The sequence below is a fragment of the Gemmatimonas sp. genome, assembly GCF_041689975.1.
Lineage (GTDB): Bacteria > Gemmatimonadota > Gemmatimonadetes > Gemmatimonadales > Gemmatimonadaceae > Gemmatimonas.
In genome coordinates this window covers 1-14,716 of sequence record NZ_JBDNFF010000142.1, presented here as the reverse complement: position 1 = coordinate 14,716, position 14,716 = coordinate 1, and the positions used below count along the sequence as shown (strand labels likewise).

Sequence of the window (14,716 nt, the reverse complement as noted above, 5' to 3'; positions counted from 1 at the left end):
CCCACCTCGCCAAGGAGTTGCATGCGGCGGGGGCGAAGCTCGTGGTCACCGACATCGACGCGGGGCGCATCAAGCGGGTCGTCGACGAGATGGGGGCCACGGCGGTCGCGCTCGACGAGATTTACCGTGCGAAGGCCGACATCTTTGCGCCCTGCGCGCTTGGCGGCGTTATCAATGACGACACGATTCCGCAGCTCAACGTCGAGATCGTGGCCGGAGCCGCCAACAATCAGCTGCTTGAAGACCGTCATGGTGATGCCCTCGAAGCCCGAGGCATTCTATATGCGCCCGACTATGTCGCCAATGCCGGCGGCGTGATCAACGTGTACAGCGAGCTCACCGGCTGGACCCGGGAGCGGTCGCTGCGCAAGGCCGACGAGATTTATCAGACCGTCCTCAGCGTTTTCCGGCTGGCGAAGGACACGGGCATTCCGACCTACAAGGCCGCCGATCGGGTCGCGGAGCAGCGCATCCACGCGGTTCGCGGTATGATCAGGACGTGGCCGCAGTATCCCAACAAGGAATCCTGAGCAGTCAACGGAGTAAGCTGACCATGGTGGATGTGGCAAAGCCGGGGGAGCGAATCCCCATCGCGTCCGACCACGCCGGCTTCGAGCTCAAAGAGCGATTGCGTGTCGCCCTGGCCGAAATGGGATATGCCGTCGAGGACATCGGCGCGCACAGCACGGCAAGCACGGATTATGCCGACTATGCCCATCCCCTGGCGCAGGAGGTGTCCGACGGGCAGGCTGCCCGCGGCATTCTCCTATGCGGAACGGGGCTCGGGATGTCGTATGTCGCGAACCGGTATCCGGGAGTGCGCGCCGCCGTGGTGTGGAACCCTGAGGTGGCTGCGCTCGCTCGTAAACACAACGACGCAAACGTGCTGGTCTTACCGGCGCGTTTCGTCTCCGACGAAGACGCCTTGGCGATTCTGCATGCCTGGCTCGACACGCCGTTCGAAGGGGGGCGCCACCAATCTCGTGTGGCCAAGATCGAACGGGACGACAGTGAGGCCGACGCCTCGGGGAGCACGACATGAGTGATGGAGCCAGCGCGAACTGGTCGCAGTGGGATCGCTTGCCGCCGGGGGATGTGCTGACACAGGCGGATCCGGAGATCGCGCATCTGATCGATGAAGAAACCCAGCGGCAGAGCGACGGCCTCGAACTGATCGCCAGCGAGAACTTCGTATCGCCCGCGGTGATGGAAGCGGTCGGATCGACGCTCACCAACAAGTACGCCGAAGGATTGCCGGGCAAGCGCTACTATGGCGGCTGTGAAGTTGTAGACAAGATAGAGCAGCTGGCGATCGATCGTCTCAAGCAGCTGTTCGGTGCCGATCACGCCAACGTGCAGCCGCACAGCGGTGCGTCGGCGAACGCCGCGGTGTTCCTCGCGTTCCTCAAGCCGGGCGACACGTTTCTCGGGATGGATCTGTCGCAAGGCGGGCACCTCACGCACGGCTCGCCGGTGAACTTCTCCGGGTTGCTGTACAAGGCGGTGTCGTACGGCGTGACCGAAGACGGTATCATCGACTACGAGCAGATGCGCGCGCAGGCGCGCGAGCACAAGCCGAAGATGATCATCGCCGGCTACAGTGCGTACTCGCGTACGATCGACTGGCAGGCGTTTGCCGATGTCGCGAAGGAAGTCGGGGCGATCTTCATGGTCGACATGGCGCATTTCGCCGGTCTCGCCGCGACGGGCGTCTATCCGTCGCCCGTGGCGTTCGCCGATGTGGTGACCAGCACGACGCACAAGACACTGCGCGGTCCGCGCGGCGGCATCATTCTCTGCAAGGCCGAATACGCCAAGGCGATCGACAAGGCGATGTTCCCCGGCATGCAGGGCGGTCCACTCGAGCATGTGATTGCCGGTAAAGCCGTCGCGTTCCACGAAGCGTTACAGCCGTCGTTCACCGCGTATTGCCGCCAAGTCGTAGACAACGCGCAGGTACTGGCCACAGCCCTCATGGAGCGTGGATATCACATTGTGTCCGGCGGCACCGACAATCACCTCATGCTCGTCGATCTGCGCAGCAAAGGGCTGACGGGCAAGGTCGCCGAGAAGGTGCTGGACGAGGCGGGCATTACGGTCAACAAGAACACGGTTCCCAAGGAAACGCAATCACCGTTCGTGACCAGCGGCATCCGCCTCGGTACGCCGGCCGTGACCACGCGTGGGATGGGTCCGGACGCGATGCTCCAGATCGCGGCACTGATCGACCGCGTGCTCTCGGCGCCCGAAGATCGCGACACGATCGCGGCAGTGAAGGCCGACGTGAAGGCGCTGGCCGACGCGTATCCGCTGTACCGGTCGGTGTCACGGGTTTAGGACGAACCGCGGCGCGGTTCGCAAGGAGTTGTCAGGTGGTGCCCGGGCCTCCAGTATTGTTGCACTAGAGGCCCGCTGCATTTCGGCCGATAAGCGTTGTGCGTGCGTTGCACCTCGCGACGGCCATGCGTCCAGAGCACAGACACGATCAGGAGCAGGAGCAGTGACCGAGTTGGCGTTCCGTGAAGGCATCATGGACCAGATCCGGCTGCGCGAGCAGCGGTTCGATGAGCGCGCGTACCTGTTCGTGCTGGCGTCGCTCGAGCACAGCCAGGCGCTGCTCACGGAGCGTCGCCATATCGCCGGCGCCGAGCTCGCGCACGCTTGTCGCGAACTCGCGTTGCAGCGATTCGGTGTGATGGCGGGTATGGTACTCGAACATTGGGGCCTCAAGGCCACCAGCGACATCGGCGACATCGTCTTCACGCTCGTCGACCTGGGGTTACTGGTCAGCCAGCCGCAGGATTCGCGCGATGATTTCTTCGGTGTGTTCAATTTCGAGGATGCGTTCGGTCGCGAGTATCCGTGGAGCACCGCGCACGTCTGACCGACGGCGCGAACGCACAATGACGCGACGGTGAACGCGCGGCGCGTCACCACCGCCGCCGAAGCTGCCGCGCGCGACGAGGCGGCGATCGCCGCCGGTGCCGCGTCGTTCGATCTCCTGTTGCACGCTGGTACGAACGCCGCTGCAGTCATCCTCCGCGATTACGCAGCGCAACTCTCGCACGGCGTCGCGCTGTTCGCCGGCAGCGGCAACAACGGTGGTGATGCCTATGTGGTGGCCGCGCAGTTGGCGCGGGCCGGTGTCACGGTACGCGTCCATGCGGCCGGTCCGCCGCGCACACCCGACGCGCGACGCGCGATGCAGCTCGCCGCACCGGCGCTGGTGTTCGGCCCGCCCGGCGGTCATGAACGCGTGGTCGTGGACGGGTTGCTGGGCACCGGACATTGCGGTTTGCTGCGTGAGGCCGTGCTGGCCGCCTGTCGGCGCCTGTCGCTGGCGCGCGATGGCGGTGCAACGATCATCGCGCTCGATGTGCCCAGCGGCCTGGATGCGACGACCGGTGAGATCGCCGACGGGAGCGCGGCGGCCCATGTCACGCTCTGCTTCGGCACGATCAAGCGTGGCGTCCTCCTCGCGCGTGGCCACGCCGGACGCATCGTGCTGCTCGATATCGGACTTGCTGGTGCGGCCGATCGTGATGATGGCGCGTGGCATATGGCCAACGCCGCCGACTTCGCGCGATGGTTGCCGCCGATGGCCTGGAACGCACACAAGGGACGACGTGGCCGCATCGCGATTGTGGGTGGTCACGAGGGCATGGCCGGCGCGGTGATTCTTGCCACACGCGCCGCGCTGGCCGCCGGTGCCGGACTGGCGCACGCTATCGTCGATGGGCCGTCCGTGATGGCGGTGCAGCTTACGGTGCCGCAGGCGTTGGCCGAACGGTGGCCGAAGCCGGAAGCGCAGAGCACGGAGCCGGGCACGGAGCAGGATACCGACTTGGCTACGCTGGATCGCTGTGATGCGGTGGCCATCGGCCCCGGACTCGGTCGTGGTGCGCGGTCGTCGCAACTGCTCGAGCGCCTCATGAACGAGCAGGGTGATCGACCACTGGTGCTCGATGCCGATGCCCTCTGGCTCGTGGCCGCAGCCGCCGACGCACTCGGCGCCGACGCCGCGGGGCTGATGCGCCACTGGACACGGCATTCGCGCGCTGTGGTGTGTACGCCGCACGAGGGTGAGTTCGCGCGGTTGCGTGGCGCCGCCGTGCCAACGCCGTGGGATGCACGCGTCGATGCGCTGCGGCAGTTCGCGGTGCGCGGCGGCGTCACGATGCTTTTGAAGGGCACGCCCACGCTGATCGCCACGCCCGATGACGGTCCGATCACGGTGGTGCCGCACGGCACGCCGCTGCTGGCCACCGGTGGCAGTGGTGACATGCTGAGTGGATTGATCGTAGCCTTGCTGGGGCAGGGACTGGCGCCGCGCGAAGCCGCGGTATGCGCGGCGACCGTGCACGGGCGGGCGGCGGAATTGGCGACGGCGCGATTGGGTGGTATTCGCGGCGGCACACTCGAGGCCGTATTCGAGTCGTTGCCGGCGGCGTGGCGCCTGCTCGAGCATCCCGGCAGCTTTCCTTCCGGTGTACTCGCTGAACTTCCTTCGCCTGCGTGACCGTGCGCTCTCTTCGGGTTCTCCCTCGTCTGGTCGCGCTGTCCGTCGGCGTCCTGTCATGGTTGTCGTGTGCAGGGGGCGGCGCGAACGGCAGCGGCTACGGCAGCGCGAGCACGGGCGCAGCGTCGGGACCGCTGGATGGTTTCGGCCAACGCGCCGAACGGCAGCGCATCGGGAGCTTCAGCAACGTGCAGGCGGTGGCGGTGTCGCGCCGCTACGTGTTCGCGGCAGGGAGCAGCGGGATCGCCATCTACGATCGCGTGATGAACCGTTGGTTGCCGCCGCTCACGCGCGACGATGGGCTGTCCGATCAGCAGATCACCGTGCTCGCCGGCGATCCGGTGGAAGATGCGCTCTGGCTTGGTGTGCCCGGCGGCGTGATCATGTATCGCCCGCTCACCGAGCAGCTGCTGCGCACGATCGTGACCGGTGTGCCGGATCTGATTGCCTTCGATCGCGCCGCAACGGGCGACGCAATCGTTCGCGCCGGCGGTGGGTGGACGCGCGTCTCGCGCGTCGGCATCGCCACGCCTTTGGCACGGCCGCCGTTGGCCGGCGCGCTGATCCTGCCACGCACACTCGACGACCTGTTCGCGCAGTTCCCTACGTTACGTACACAGCCGTCGTTGTTGTTGCGCACGCAGCAGAGCGATCGCCCGTTGCGCAACGTGCAGATCATCAGTGGTGCCGCGTCACCCGAACGCGCGAGTGAAGTGTGGCTCGGTACCTCCGGCGACGGCCTGTTCCGACTCGACCCGGCGTTCATGCAATCCACGCCACTGCCCTACGGACTCATCGAGCCCGGCGTCGGCGCGCTGGCGCTGGCCGCCGATGGCGTGTGGGCGGTGGGACTCGGACAGTCGTTCGATCGTGGCGGGCTGTCATTCGTGGGTAGCGATCTGCAACGGTTCCGCTGGATCGATGGCACGATCGCGGTCCCACTCGTCGGTGTGCGCGGACTCTCTCTCGTCACGCGCGCATCACGCGCCTGGCTGGGTACCGATCGCGGGCTCGTCCGCGTGCGGCTCGACGGCACGCAAACCATGCAGGCGTGGGGGGTGCTGGATGGTCTCCCCGACGAACGCGTGTTGTCGGTCGCGACGCGCGACGACGGCGTGTGGGCCGGCACCGCGCGTGGACTCGTGTATGTGAGCGACAGCAGCGATACCCGTAACGTGCGCACTCGCGGTCTCGGCGTGCGGGTGCTCGACAACATGCCGGTGCACGCGTTGCAATTCACCGGTGACACACTCTGGATCGGGACCGAAGCGGGCTTGATGGCGATTGCGTCGCCGAATGGCAGTGCCGGTGGCGTGGTGTCGCGTCCGCTGGGAAGCGATCCGGCGCTGCGTCGTGCGGTGCGATCCCTAGCCTGGAGCGATACGGTGTTGCTGGTCGCCACCGACGATGCGGTGTTGCGACTCGCCCCGCGTGGTGGGGTGGAGCCAGTGCGCGTGGACGCGCTCGATGTGCGCCACGTGGGGCGCGTGACCAAGGTGGCGATCGACGAGCGCACGATGTGGCTGGCCGGCACCGACGGCGTGGTGATCGTGTCGCGTCGTGACGGTGCCACGCGCGTGCTGCGCGTGCCCGGTGAGGTACCCGGACCGGTGCTCGATATTGCCGTGAATCGCGACTACGTGTGGATTGGCACGCCGCAGGGATTGATTCGCCTACGTCGTCGCGGTGATGGCGGACTGCCATGACTTTCCGTATGAGCGTGCTATGAGTCTGGAACCGCGGCCGCACCAGGCCATGCGTGAGGGGGCGGAGTTCGACACGATCCGTGCGCTGATGGCGCGGTGGGGTGATCTCGCCGTCGATATCGGTGATGACGCTGCGGTGCTGGCGCCGCCCACGTTCGGCGCGCGCGTGGTCAGCGTGGACGCCTGCGTGGAAGACGTGCACTTTCGCCGCGGCTGGATTTCGGCGCGCGAGGTGGGCGTGCGGGCGGCGGTGGCGGCGCTGAGTGATCTGGCGGCGATGGGTGCGCGCGCCGAGTACGTGTTGATCGCGTTCGTGATCCCCGATGGGTGGCGCGAGCAACTCAGCGAGGTGGCCGACGGCATGGGCGCCGTGGTCGGTGAGGCCGGGGCGCGCATCGTGGGGGGGAATCTGAGCCGCGGCGTCGTGTTCTCGATGACCACCACCGTGATCGGGAGCGCGCAGCGGGTGGTGCCGCGCAGCGGAGCCCGTGCCGGCGATCTGGTGGTGGTGACTGGCTTGCTGGGTGGCCCTGGTGCGGCCATACAGGCTTGGGACGCCGGCGGGAGTCCCACGGCATGGTCAAGGGGGCGTTTCGCGGCCCCGGTGCCTCGCTGGGCCGAGGGGGAGGCGTTGGCCCTGGCCGGTGCCACTGCCATGATCGATATCAGCGATGGACTTGCCGGCGACGCCCGGCACGTGGCGGCCGCCAGCGGCGTACGCGTCGAGCTCGAAGCCACGCGCGTGCCCGCTGGTCCGGGAATTTCGGCAGAGGCGGCCATGCAGAGCGGGGAAGAGTACGAGCTGCTGGCCTGCATTCCCGCAGCGGCATACGAGGCACTGGCCGCCGGGTGGACGGCGGTAAGCGCCGTGCCGCTCACGGTCGTCGGGGTTGTCGTTGATGCCCACACCGACGCGGACTCTCAGTCGAACTCAGCCAAGGAATCGGTGGCCAGTGGCTTTGATCACTTCGCCTCGGGCAAAACCCCGCGTTGAATTCGGGTCTAGACTGGGTGAACTTGAATTGATGCGCACCGCATTCACGGCATTGGCCCTGTTGGCCGGAACAATCCTCTTCGGCAGCATCACGTTGCTGGCCGAGTTACTGGGCCGTCCCCGCGGACCCGACAGCATTTACACGAAGACGCCCCGTTGGTGGGCCTCGTGGCTGTTGGGAGCGGCCGGCGTGAAGGTGGTCGTGCATGGCGGTGAACACGAACTTCCCGAGGGCGCACCGCGCGTGTTCATGGCGAATCACGTGAGCTGGTTCGACATCCCCGCCATGATTGCGGCGCTCCCTCACTACGGTTTTGTCGCCAAGCGGGAGATAGAGAGGGTCCCGCTGTTCGGGTCCGCCGCTCGAGCGGTGGGAGTGATCTACATCGATCGCGAGAACCGGAAGGCCGCCTTCAGCGCCTACGACGACGCCGCATCGAAAATCCGTGCCGGGCACCCCGTGCTGGTGTATCCCGAGGGCACCCGCGGTTTCACGTACGCGCTGCGCCCCTTCAAGAAAGGCCCGTTCGTGTTGGCCATCGGCTCGGCTGCCCCGATCGTACCGGTGGTCATCTACGGCACCATCGCGGTGAACCCGCGCACGGAATTCCGGGCGTCACCGGGCACGGTGCACGTGCATCTGCTGGAGCCGATCCCCACCGAAGGACTCACGTACGCCGATCGCGACGAGCTCGCCGCGCGCGTCCGCCAGCGCATGGCCGACTGTTTACGTGCACATTACCGCGTCGACCCCGCCATCGAACCATCGCACCAAGCGGCCGCACGCGAGCCCGAACAAGCCTCCGCGTAACCGCAGTCCGGCTCCCTCGCCGCACTCACCACTCGACACTCACCTTTCCAAACTGTCCCTTTATGGCCTCCATCGTTTCCATCAGCGCGCGCGAGATTCTCGACAGCCGCGGCAATCCCACCGTTGAAGTGGATGTCATTCTCGAAACGGGGAGCGCGGGTCGCGCGGCCGTCCCGAGCGGCGCCAGCACCGGCGAACGTGAAGCGGTGGAGCTGCGTGACGGCGACCCGGAACGCTACGGTGGCAAGGGTGTGCTCACCGCCGTGAACAACGTGAACACCGAAATCAACGAAGCGCTCGAAGACATGGACGCGACCGACCAGATCGCGATCGACCGCGCGCTGATCGATCTCGACGGCACCGAGAACAAGGGCCGCTTGGGCGCCAACGCGCTGCTGGGTGTGTCGATGGCCGTGGCCCGCGCCGCGGCGCTCGAAGTCGGCTTGCCGCTGTATCGCTATCTCGGTGGCCCGATGGCGCGCACGTTACCGGTGCCGATGATGAACATCCTGAACGGTGGCGCGCACGCGACCAATACCGTCGACTTCCAGGAGTTCATGATCGTGCCGGTCGGCGCCGAGTCGTTCAGCGACGGACTGCGTATGGGCACGCAGGTCTTCCACGCGCTCAAGAAGGTGCTGGTGGCGCGTAAGCTTGCCACGGGGGTGGGTGACGAAGGCGGCTTCGCGCCCGACCTCACGAGCGACGAAGAAGCGCTGACGGTGATCATCGAAGCGATTCAAGCGGCGGGGTTCCGTCCCGGGCATGACATCGCGCTCGCGCTCGACGTGGCGGCCAGCGAGATGTTTCAGGGTGGCCAGTACCACTTCAAGAAAAGCGGTGCCAAGTCGCTGAGCCCCCAGGCGCTGGCCGACAAGTATGCGGGGTGGCTCGAGAACTATCCGATCGTGTCGATCGAAGACGGCATGGCGGAGAACGACTGGGATGGTTGGAAGTATCTCACCGAGCTCGTGGGCGATCGTTGCCAGCTGGTGGGCGACGACCTGTTCTGCACGAACAGCGAGATCCTGGCGAAGGGCATCGAAGCGGACGTGGCGAATGCGATTCTGGTGAAGGTGAACCAGATCGGCACGCTCACCGAGACGTTCGAAGCGATCGAGCTCGCGCGCGCGGCCGGCTACAACGCGATCATTTCGCATCGCAGTGGCGAAACCGAAGACACGTTCATCGCCGATCTGGCGGTGGCGACGCAGGCGGGTCAGATCAAGACCGGCGCACCGTCGCGCAGCGATCGGGTGGCGAAGTACAACCAGCTGCTACGCATCGAGGAACAGTTGGAAGGCTACGCGGAGTATCCGGGTGGCGCGATCTTCGGTCTCTGAGCACGCATGGCGCCCCTCATGAAGCGCTTGGCTTGGGGCGCTGGTGCGCTCGCCGTATTCGTGTATGCGATCGAGGGCGGTGAGTACGGCACCTCCGACTTGCTGACGCAACGCGATCGCCAGGCCGCGCTGGCGGAGCACGTCGAGGTATTGATGCAGGATGTCGACTCGATGCGCGCGGAGTTGAAAGCGGTCACGAACGATCCGGTACGGCTCGAGCGCATGGCACGGGAAGAGTGGGGGATGGTACGTGGCGAGAAAGAGCTGCTGTACCGGGTGCGCCCGGCCTTGTCACGCGAGCCATGAATTGCGTGATCGGGGTTGACTCCCGGTGTGCTCGCGCTAGGTTAATCCTTCTGACGCGGGGTGGAGCAGCCTGGTAGCTCGTCGGGCTCATAACCCGAAGGTCGCGGGTTCAAATCCCGCCCCCGCCATCTGCACTCGGCCGGTCCGCAAGGGCCGGCCGTTTGCGTCCCGGCATTCGAGTTTTTGTTTTCGATGCGGGTTGGGATGGTGAAAAGTTTGGGGAAGTGAGGCAGGGTAGCTCAGCCGGTTAGAGCGCACGACTCATAATCGTGAGGTCGAGAGTTCGAGTCTCTCTCCTGCTACTGGGTCGACGCACGTCGAGAACATAAAAGTCGCCGACTCGGCCGAGTTGGCGACTTTTGTGTATGCGCGAATCCCGAGCAAGCTCGGTGACACCGAGACGCCTTACGGGGTATAGCTGGTAGGCTCTGTCCCCCCTCGCGACCCCACAACCCATGCGCCCGCGCTCCTCCGCCACACAACTTCTACTCGCCGCACTCGCCGTGCTGGCCACCGCTTGCGCTGATAGCGGTACGGCCCCCGACGCTACAGCCGCCGCCGACTCGCTCACCGCGCTGCCGCGCGCGCTGACCACCACCGAGCGTCAGGCCATCACGGCCAGCAACGATTTCGCACTGCGGCTATTGCAACGCACCACGGCCCGCCAGTCTGGTAACGTGCTGCTGTCGCCGTTGTCGGTCTCGCTGGCCCTCGGCATGACCATGAACGGCGCCGCCGAGGAAACGCTGACCGAGATGCAGCGCACCCTCGGCTGGGGGACCGCGAACCGCGCCGATATCAACGTGGCGTATCGGGATCTCATGACGATGCTGCCCGGCCTCGACCCTGGTGTGACGGTGCGGATCGCGAATGGCCTCTGGATGCTTCAGCCTATGGTGCCCGTGGCGGCGTTCACCAGCGACGCACGCCAATTCTTCAACGCGCCTGTTGCGAGCGAGCCGTCGACGCGCGCGATGTTCGATGCGGTGAATGCCTGGGGCGACCGTGAAACCCGTGGCATGATCCCGAAGGTGCTACAGGCGGAGCCGCCGCGGGACCTGGTGATGCTACTGGCCAACGCTGTGTACTTCGCCGGCACGTGGCGCGAGCGCTTCGATCCCGCGAAGACGAGCCCCGGCTCCTTCCGGCTCGAGGGCGGTGCGATGGCCACGGTGCCGATGATGACCCGTGGGGGAGGCTTCCGCAGCTGGCGTGACGATCGCCTGACGGCCGTAGAGTTGGCGTATGGCAACGCGGCCTATTCCATGCTCGTGTTGATGCCGACTAGGGACCCGGTGGGCGCGTTCGTGGCCACGCTCGACACGGCCCGGCTGGCGCAGGTGGTACAGGGTCTTCGCGAGGCGCGCGCCGACGAGCCACTGCGCCTCCCGAAGTTCACCCTCGAGGGGTCGCTCGAACTCTCCCCCGACCTGCGCGCGCTCGGGATGCCGCGTGCGTTCAGCATCCTTGCGCAGTTTCCGCGATTGATCGCGAATGAATCAGGCAAGCTCTCGTTCGTGCAGCACAATGTAAAAGTCGAAGTCGACGAAAAGGGGACGCGCGCGGCGGCTGTCACCGTGGTTGGTGTGGTCGTCGTGTCGCTGCCGACCGGCGTCGATATCGATCGCCCGTTCGTCTTCCTGATTCGCGAACGGTTGAGTGGGACCGTGTTGGTCACGGGTGTTGTGCGAGATCCGAGAGGACGCTGAGCGGGCAGGGTGTCGCGCGGTGTGACGGCGCGCGTGTGACGGCTATCACGTTGCCGTCACCGATGCGGCGCCGTTCGACACCACGTGCCACCGCGTTCGCGCTGCGGGTGCGTCGTCAATGCAAGCGGATCACAGCTTATGGTCGTCCCCTCTCGTGAGGAAACCGTGTCTGTGTCGCCACCGACGCTCCGCCGCGCGCTGCGCGACGCGAACTATCGCCTTCCGTCCATGGCCGTCATCGTCACACGGTCCATTGTGCTCACCCTCGGCGCCTGTTTAGTGCTGCCGGGCGTGATGTCCGTGCTGGCTCGCGCCGCGCGTGGGCAAGGCAGCGGCCCCCGCGATCGAGCAGCGCGTCGATCGGTTGGCGGCTCTCTCCGACACTGCCCGGCGGCGCCGAGACGTCGATACTCCGATCCCACAGCGCCGCTTGTTGTCGGACGTCCCGTGGCACTCTTCGCCATTACATTTGGCGATCGTTGCGCCCGCAGACGCGAGTGTGATGGACGCACGAGCACCGTGAATGGCACGCTTTTACGCGGCGACTTCGACAACGCCCGCTCGGGATTTAACGGTGCTCGCCGACAGGTCGACATCAACGACAACCAGATCAGTGACGCCGACGAGCACGCGGTGTGGTACACCGCCGCGTTCGGGCGCTACGGGCGTCCAACCGCATTCTCCGGCAGCATTCGTCAGGAGATCTCGTCGACCAACAACAAGTATGGCGTGGGCATCAACGGTCCGGTCATCGGCGGCAATTGCAACTATCCAGGAGTCGGCACCCGGGCGCCGAACTGATCGAAGGTAGCGGTCCCCAGACGCTCGTCTACCGTTTCGACAACCGATATATCCGAACCTCCGGCACCTGCTCGTCGGGACCTCGGATAGTACTGAACCCATACATGGTCCGAAGCGTCGACGAGCAGATCGCGCGTAGTTGGCAGGAACTCGGGCATCGTGATGGCCGCGTAACTCTGCTCCAAGCCTACGCGTGCGCCTTCTCCAACGCTCGCGATCTCCCACTCGCGCTGGGCTGAGTCGCGCAATGCGCACTGCTATGCGCATAGTGAGGCGCAGCACAAGGGACTGTGGTGCAACCATTCGCATTGGCAGGGTGAACGCAATGAAGAAGCGGCGACGCGTCTTACCCACCCAATGCCTGGCGGTCAACAAACCTTACGCATGCGATGTGGCTACGGTTCGACTACCAGCATCCCGATGGCACCCTGCTGCCCCTGTCCGAAGCCGAGATTCACAAACGGAAATTTGCCAGCCACGTCGCACACCAGATCGAACATTGTCCGACCGCTAGCCGACACCACCCGGAAGCGCACGCGATCACCCACGGTCACCCGAATTGGCGCGTCGCTGTACTGGCGTGGACGACCGTTGAAGGCGACAGACTTCGGCACCGACCCCTCTCGCGTGAGATCGTGCCACGCGAGCCGGTTGTCAGCGGCCAACGGCGGACGCGCCGGGGCATATCGACCGAACACGGCCTCATCGGCAGCCGTAGCGGCCACGCGGCTCCAACACCGGGAATCGCCAGCGCGAGCATGGAGGCGCGAGCGAGAAACGCGCGTCGGTCGGTGGAGCCCGCCGGCGCCGGCTCTACAATCGCGGTGCTGTCGAGCACCAGCACCGCCGGATCGTCAGCAGGACGTCGCAGCGATCCTGGCTGGTCGTGCGTCGCCAGTCGTGCCACCAAGGCCGAGAGACGCGGAACCGTAAACACGGACACAGAAGTGCTCCGTTGCGGGAAGCGATTGGGATGCCGTGAGCGACCTGGGCCAGTAGTTTGTGAGCGAGGTCCTCTCGAGTTTCTCCGGCGCTTCGAGGTCACAGCATGTTTCGCTCCGTACTCCCTACTCCGCACTCCGTACCCCGTACACCGTACTCGGTACTCCGTACTGTTGTACAAACGTTTCTATTCACCGCGGTCCTGGCCTCGCCGGTCCCTGCCGCAGCACAAGCGCCGGACACCGATTCCACGGCGCTGTTGCTCGCTCAACTCATCCGCGCCAACAGCAGTAACCCGCCGGGGCACACGCAGCAGATCGCCGATATCCTCGGCCCTCTCTTTCGAGCGCGCGGCTTTCAGGTGGACATCGTTCCTACGCCTGACTCTGCCAAGGTGCATTTCTTCGCGCGGCTCAAGGGCAATGGGTCGAAGAAGCCGTTGCTGCTCGCGGCGCACGCGGATGTAGTCGGTGTGGAACGCGAGAAGTGGAGCGTTGATCCGTTCGCCGGTGTCATCAAGGACGGCTCCGTGTACGGACGCGGCGCCATTGATTTTAAAGGCGGCATTGCCGTGTTCGCCCGTGCCGCGATGCTGTTGGCCGATCGAAAGGTACCACTCGATCGCGACATCATTTTCCTGGCCGAAGCCGATGAAGAAGGCGCGCCGATGAACACGACGTGGCTGGCACGGCAACACTGGGACAAGATGGACGCTGAGTTCGCGCTCAACGAAGGTGGGTGGATCATCAAGCGCGATGATGGCCGCGTGCAGTACGTGAGCATCTCGACGTCGGACAAGCGCGTGATGAGCGTGACGCTTACCGCGAAGGGCACGAGCACGCATGCCTCTATGCCGCTTCCCGACAACGCGCTCGTGACGGTCGGTCGGGCGTTGGCGAAACTTGGGCTCTATGAGACGCCGCTCGAGTTCACGCCCGACTCGCGCAAGTATTTCGCGACACTCGCGAAAACGAGCACTGGCGAGACCGCACGATTGTACACGCAGCTGCTGAATGGCACACCGGCGCAGGTGAGCGCTGCCGACAAGGCACTGTCGCGTGATCCGCTCATTCACTCGCTGATGCGCAACACGATTGCGCCGGTGATAGTAGCCGGTGGTTTCCGCAGCAACGTCATTCCCGGTTCGGCCGAAGTCACGCTGAACGTACGTCTCATTCCGGGCAGCGATGGGGCAGCGCTCATCAGCACGCTCGAGAAGCTGTTCAATGATCCATTGCTCACGGTGAAGATGAGTGCCGCTCTGGCCCCAGCCTCGCCCGCGTCGCCCGACACGTCTCTGCTGTATCGCGCGTTGGCCGCCGAGTCGAAGACGCAGTGGCCGGAGGCGGAGGTGACCCCGTATCTGTTCCAGGCCGGCACTGATGCCGGTGCCTGGCGCAATCGCGGTATCCCGGTGTTCGGCATCTACCCATATCCCATCAGCACCGACGAACTGCGTCGCATGCACGGGAACGATGAGCGGGTCAGTGTCGAGTCGTTACGTGAGGGCACTGAGATGATGTTCCGCACCTTGAAGCGAGTGGCCGGCTCGGAGTCGGGGCGCTGACGCCGTGTGGTGCAGGTG

At 65.5% G+C, this 14,716-nt stretch carries 14 protein-coding genes, 2 tRNA genes and 1 pseudogene; 16 read left to right on the top strand and 1 reads right to left on the bottom strand.

Annotation, left to right across the window (positions count from 1 at the left end):
* The 15 genes and pseudogenes from ACESNG_RS09630 to ACESNG_RS09560 form a co-directional block, all read left to right on the top strand.
* Positions 1-530, top strand: a pseudogene (locus ACESNG_RS09630) (Glu/Leu/Phe/Val dehydrogenase family protein); the annotation flags it as partial.
* Between the two features lie 23 nt (positions 531-553).
* The gene (rpiB, locus tag ACESNG_RS09625) at positions 554-1,042 is read left to right on the top strand and encodes a ribose 5-phosphate isomerase B (RefSeq protein WP_373063708.1); all 489 of its coding nucleotides are present in this window, start codon (positions 554-556) and stop codon (positions 1,040-1,042) included.
* A 38-nt stretch (positions 1,043-1,080) separates the two neighbouring features.
* The gene (gene glyA, locus ACESNG_RS09620; RefSeq protein ID WP_373063726.1) at positions 1,081-2,337 is read left to right on the top strand and encodes a serine hydroxymethyltransferase; all 1,257 of its coding nucleotides are present in this window, start codon (positions 1,081-1,083) and stop codon (positions 2,335-2,337) included.
* Positions 2,338-2,500: 163 nt separating this feature from the next.
* Complete coding sequence (locus ACESNG_RS09615) at positions 2,501-2,884, top strand: Minf_1886 family protein (RefSeq protein WP_373063706.1); 384 nt, start codon at positions 2,501-2,503, stop codon at positions 2,882-2,884.
* A 30-nt stretch (positions 2,885-2,914) separates the two neighbouring features.
* Positions 2,915-4,519 carry an NAD(P)H-hydrate dehydratase gene (locus ACESNG_RS09610; RefSeq protein ID WP_373068750.1) on the top strand — a complete coding sequence of 535 codons (1,605 nt, stop codon included), beginning with the start codon at positions 2,915-2,917 and terminating at the stop codon, positions 4,517-4,519.
* Positions 4,516-6,225, top strand: a complete 1,710-nt coding sequence (locus ACESNG_RS09605) for a hypothetical protein (RefSeq protein WP_373060104.1) — start codon at positions 4,516-4,518, stop codon at positions 6,223-6,225. The genes ACESNG_RS09610 and ACESNG_RS09605 overlap by 4 nt, the downstream gene beginning before the upstream one ends.
* A 19-nt stretch (positions 6,226-6,244) precedes the next feature.
* Positions 6,245-7,219: a thiamine-phosphate kinase gene (gene thiL / locus ACESNG_RS09600; protein WP_373060106.1), complete on the top strand. Its 975-nt coding sequence runs from the start codon at positions 6,245-6,247 to the stop codon at positions 7,217-7,219.
* Between the two features lie 31 nt (positions 7,220-7,250).
* Entirely contained in the window at positions 7,251-8,030 is a 780-nt protein-coding gene (locus tag ACESNG_RS09595) for a lysophospholipid acyltransferase family protein (protein WP_373060108.1), read from the top strand.
* Positions 8,031-8,092: 62 nt separating this feature from the next.
* Positions 8,093-9,373: a phosphopyruvate hydratase gene (gene eno, locus ACESNG_RS09590; RefSeq protein WP_373060110.1), complete on the top strand. Its 1,281-nt coding sequence runs from the start codon at positions 8,093-8,095 to the stop codon at positions 9,371-9,373.
* Between the two features lie 6 nt (positions 9,374-9,379).
* Positions 9,380-9,679, top strand: coding sequence for a septum formation initiator family protein (locus tag ACESNG_RS09585; protein ID WP_373060112.1), 300 nt, complete (start codon positions 9,380-9,382; stop codon positions 9,677-9,679).
* Between the two features lie 54 nt (positions 9,680-9,733).
* Positions 9,734-9,807 (top strand) — tRNA-Met (locus tag ACESNG_RS09580).
* A gap of 100 nt (positions 9,808-9,907) precedes the next feature.
* Positions 9,908-9,981: transfer RNA gene (locus ACESNG_RS09575), tRNA-Met, on the top strand.
* Positions 9,982-10,134: 153 nt separating this feature from the next.
* On the top strand, positions 10,135-11,388 hold the full coding sequence (locus ACESNG_RS09570) for a serpin family protein (RefSeq protein WP_373061643.1): 1,254 nt from the start codon (positions 10,135-10,137) through the stop codon (positions 11,386-11,388).
* 165 nt (positions 11,389-11,553) lie between these two features.
* Positions 11,554-12,189 (top strand): hypothetical protein, encoded by a 636-nt coding sequence (locus tag ACESNG_RS09565; protein WP_373061641.1) that lies wholly within the window; start codon positions 11,554-11,556, stop codon positions 12,187-12,189.
* 104 nt (positions 12,190-12,293) lie between these two features.
* Positions 12,294-12,428 (top strand): hypothetical protein, encoded by a 135-nt coding sequence (locus ACESNG_RS09560; RefSeq protein WP_373068748.1) that lies wholly within the window; start codon positions 12,294-12,296, stop codon positions 12,426-12,428.
* 156 nt (positions 12,429-12,584) lie between these two features.
* Here the strand turns inward: ACESNG_RS09560 and ACESNG_RS09555 are convergent, their stop codons facing one another.
* On the bottom strand, positions 12,585-12,914 hold the full coding sequence (locus ACESNG_RS09555) for a hypothetical protein (RefSeq protein ID WP_373061639.1): 330 nt from the start codon (positions 12,912-12,914) through the stop codon (positions 12,585-12,587).
* Between the two features lie 323 nt (positions 12,915-13,237).
* Between ACESNG_RS09555 and ACESNG_RS09550 the strand changes: the two genes are divergently transcribed.
* Positions 13,238-14,698, top strand: coding sequence for a M20/M25/M40 family metallo-hydrolase (locus tag ACESNG_RS09550; RefSeq protein ID WP_373061637.1), 1,461 nt, complete (start codon positions 13,238-13,240; stop codon positions 14,696-14,698).
* Positions 14,699-14,716: the final 18 nt, after the last annotated feature.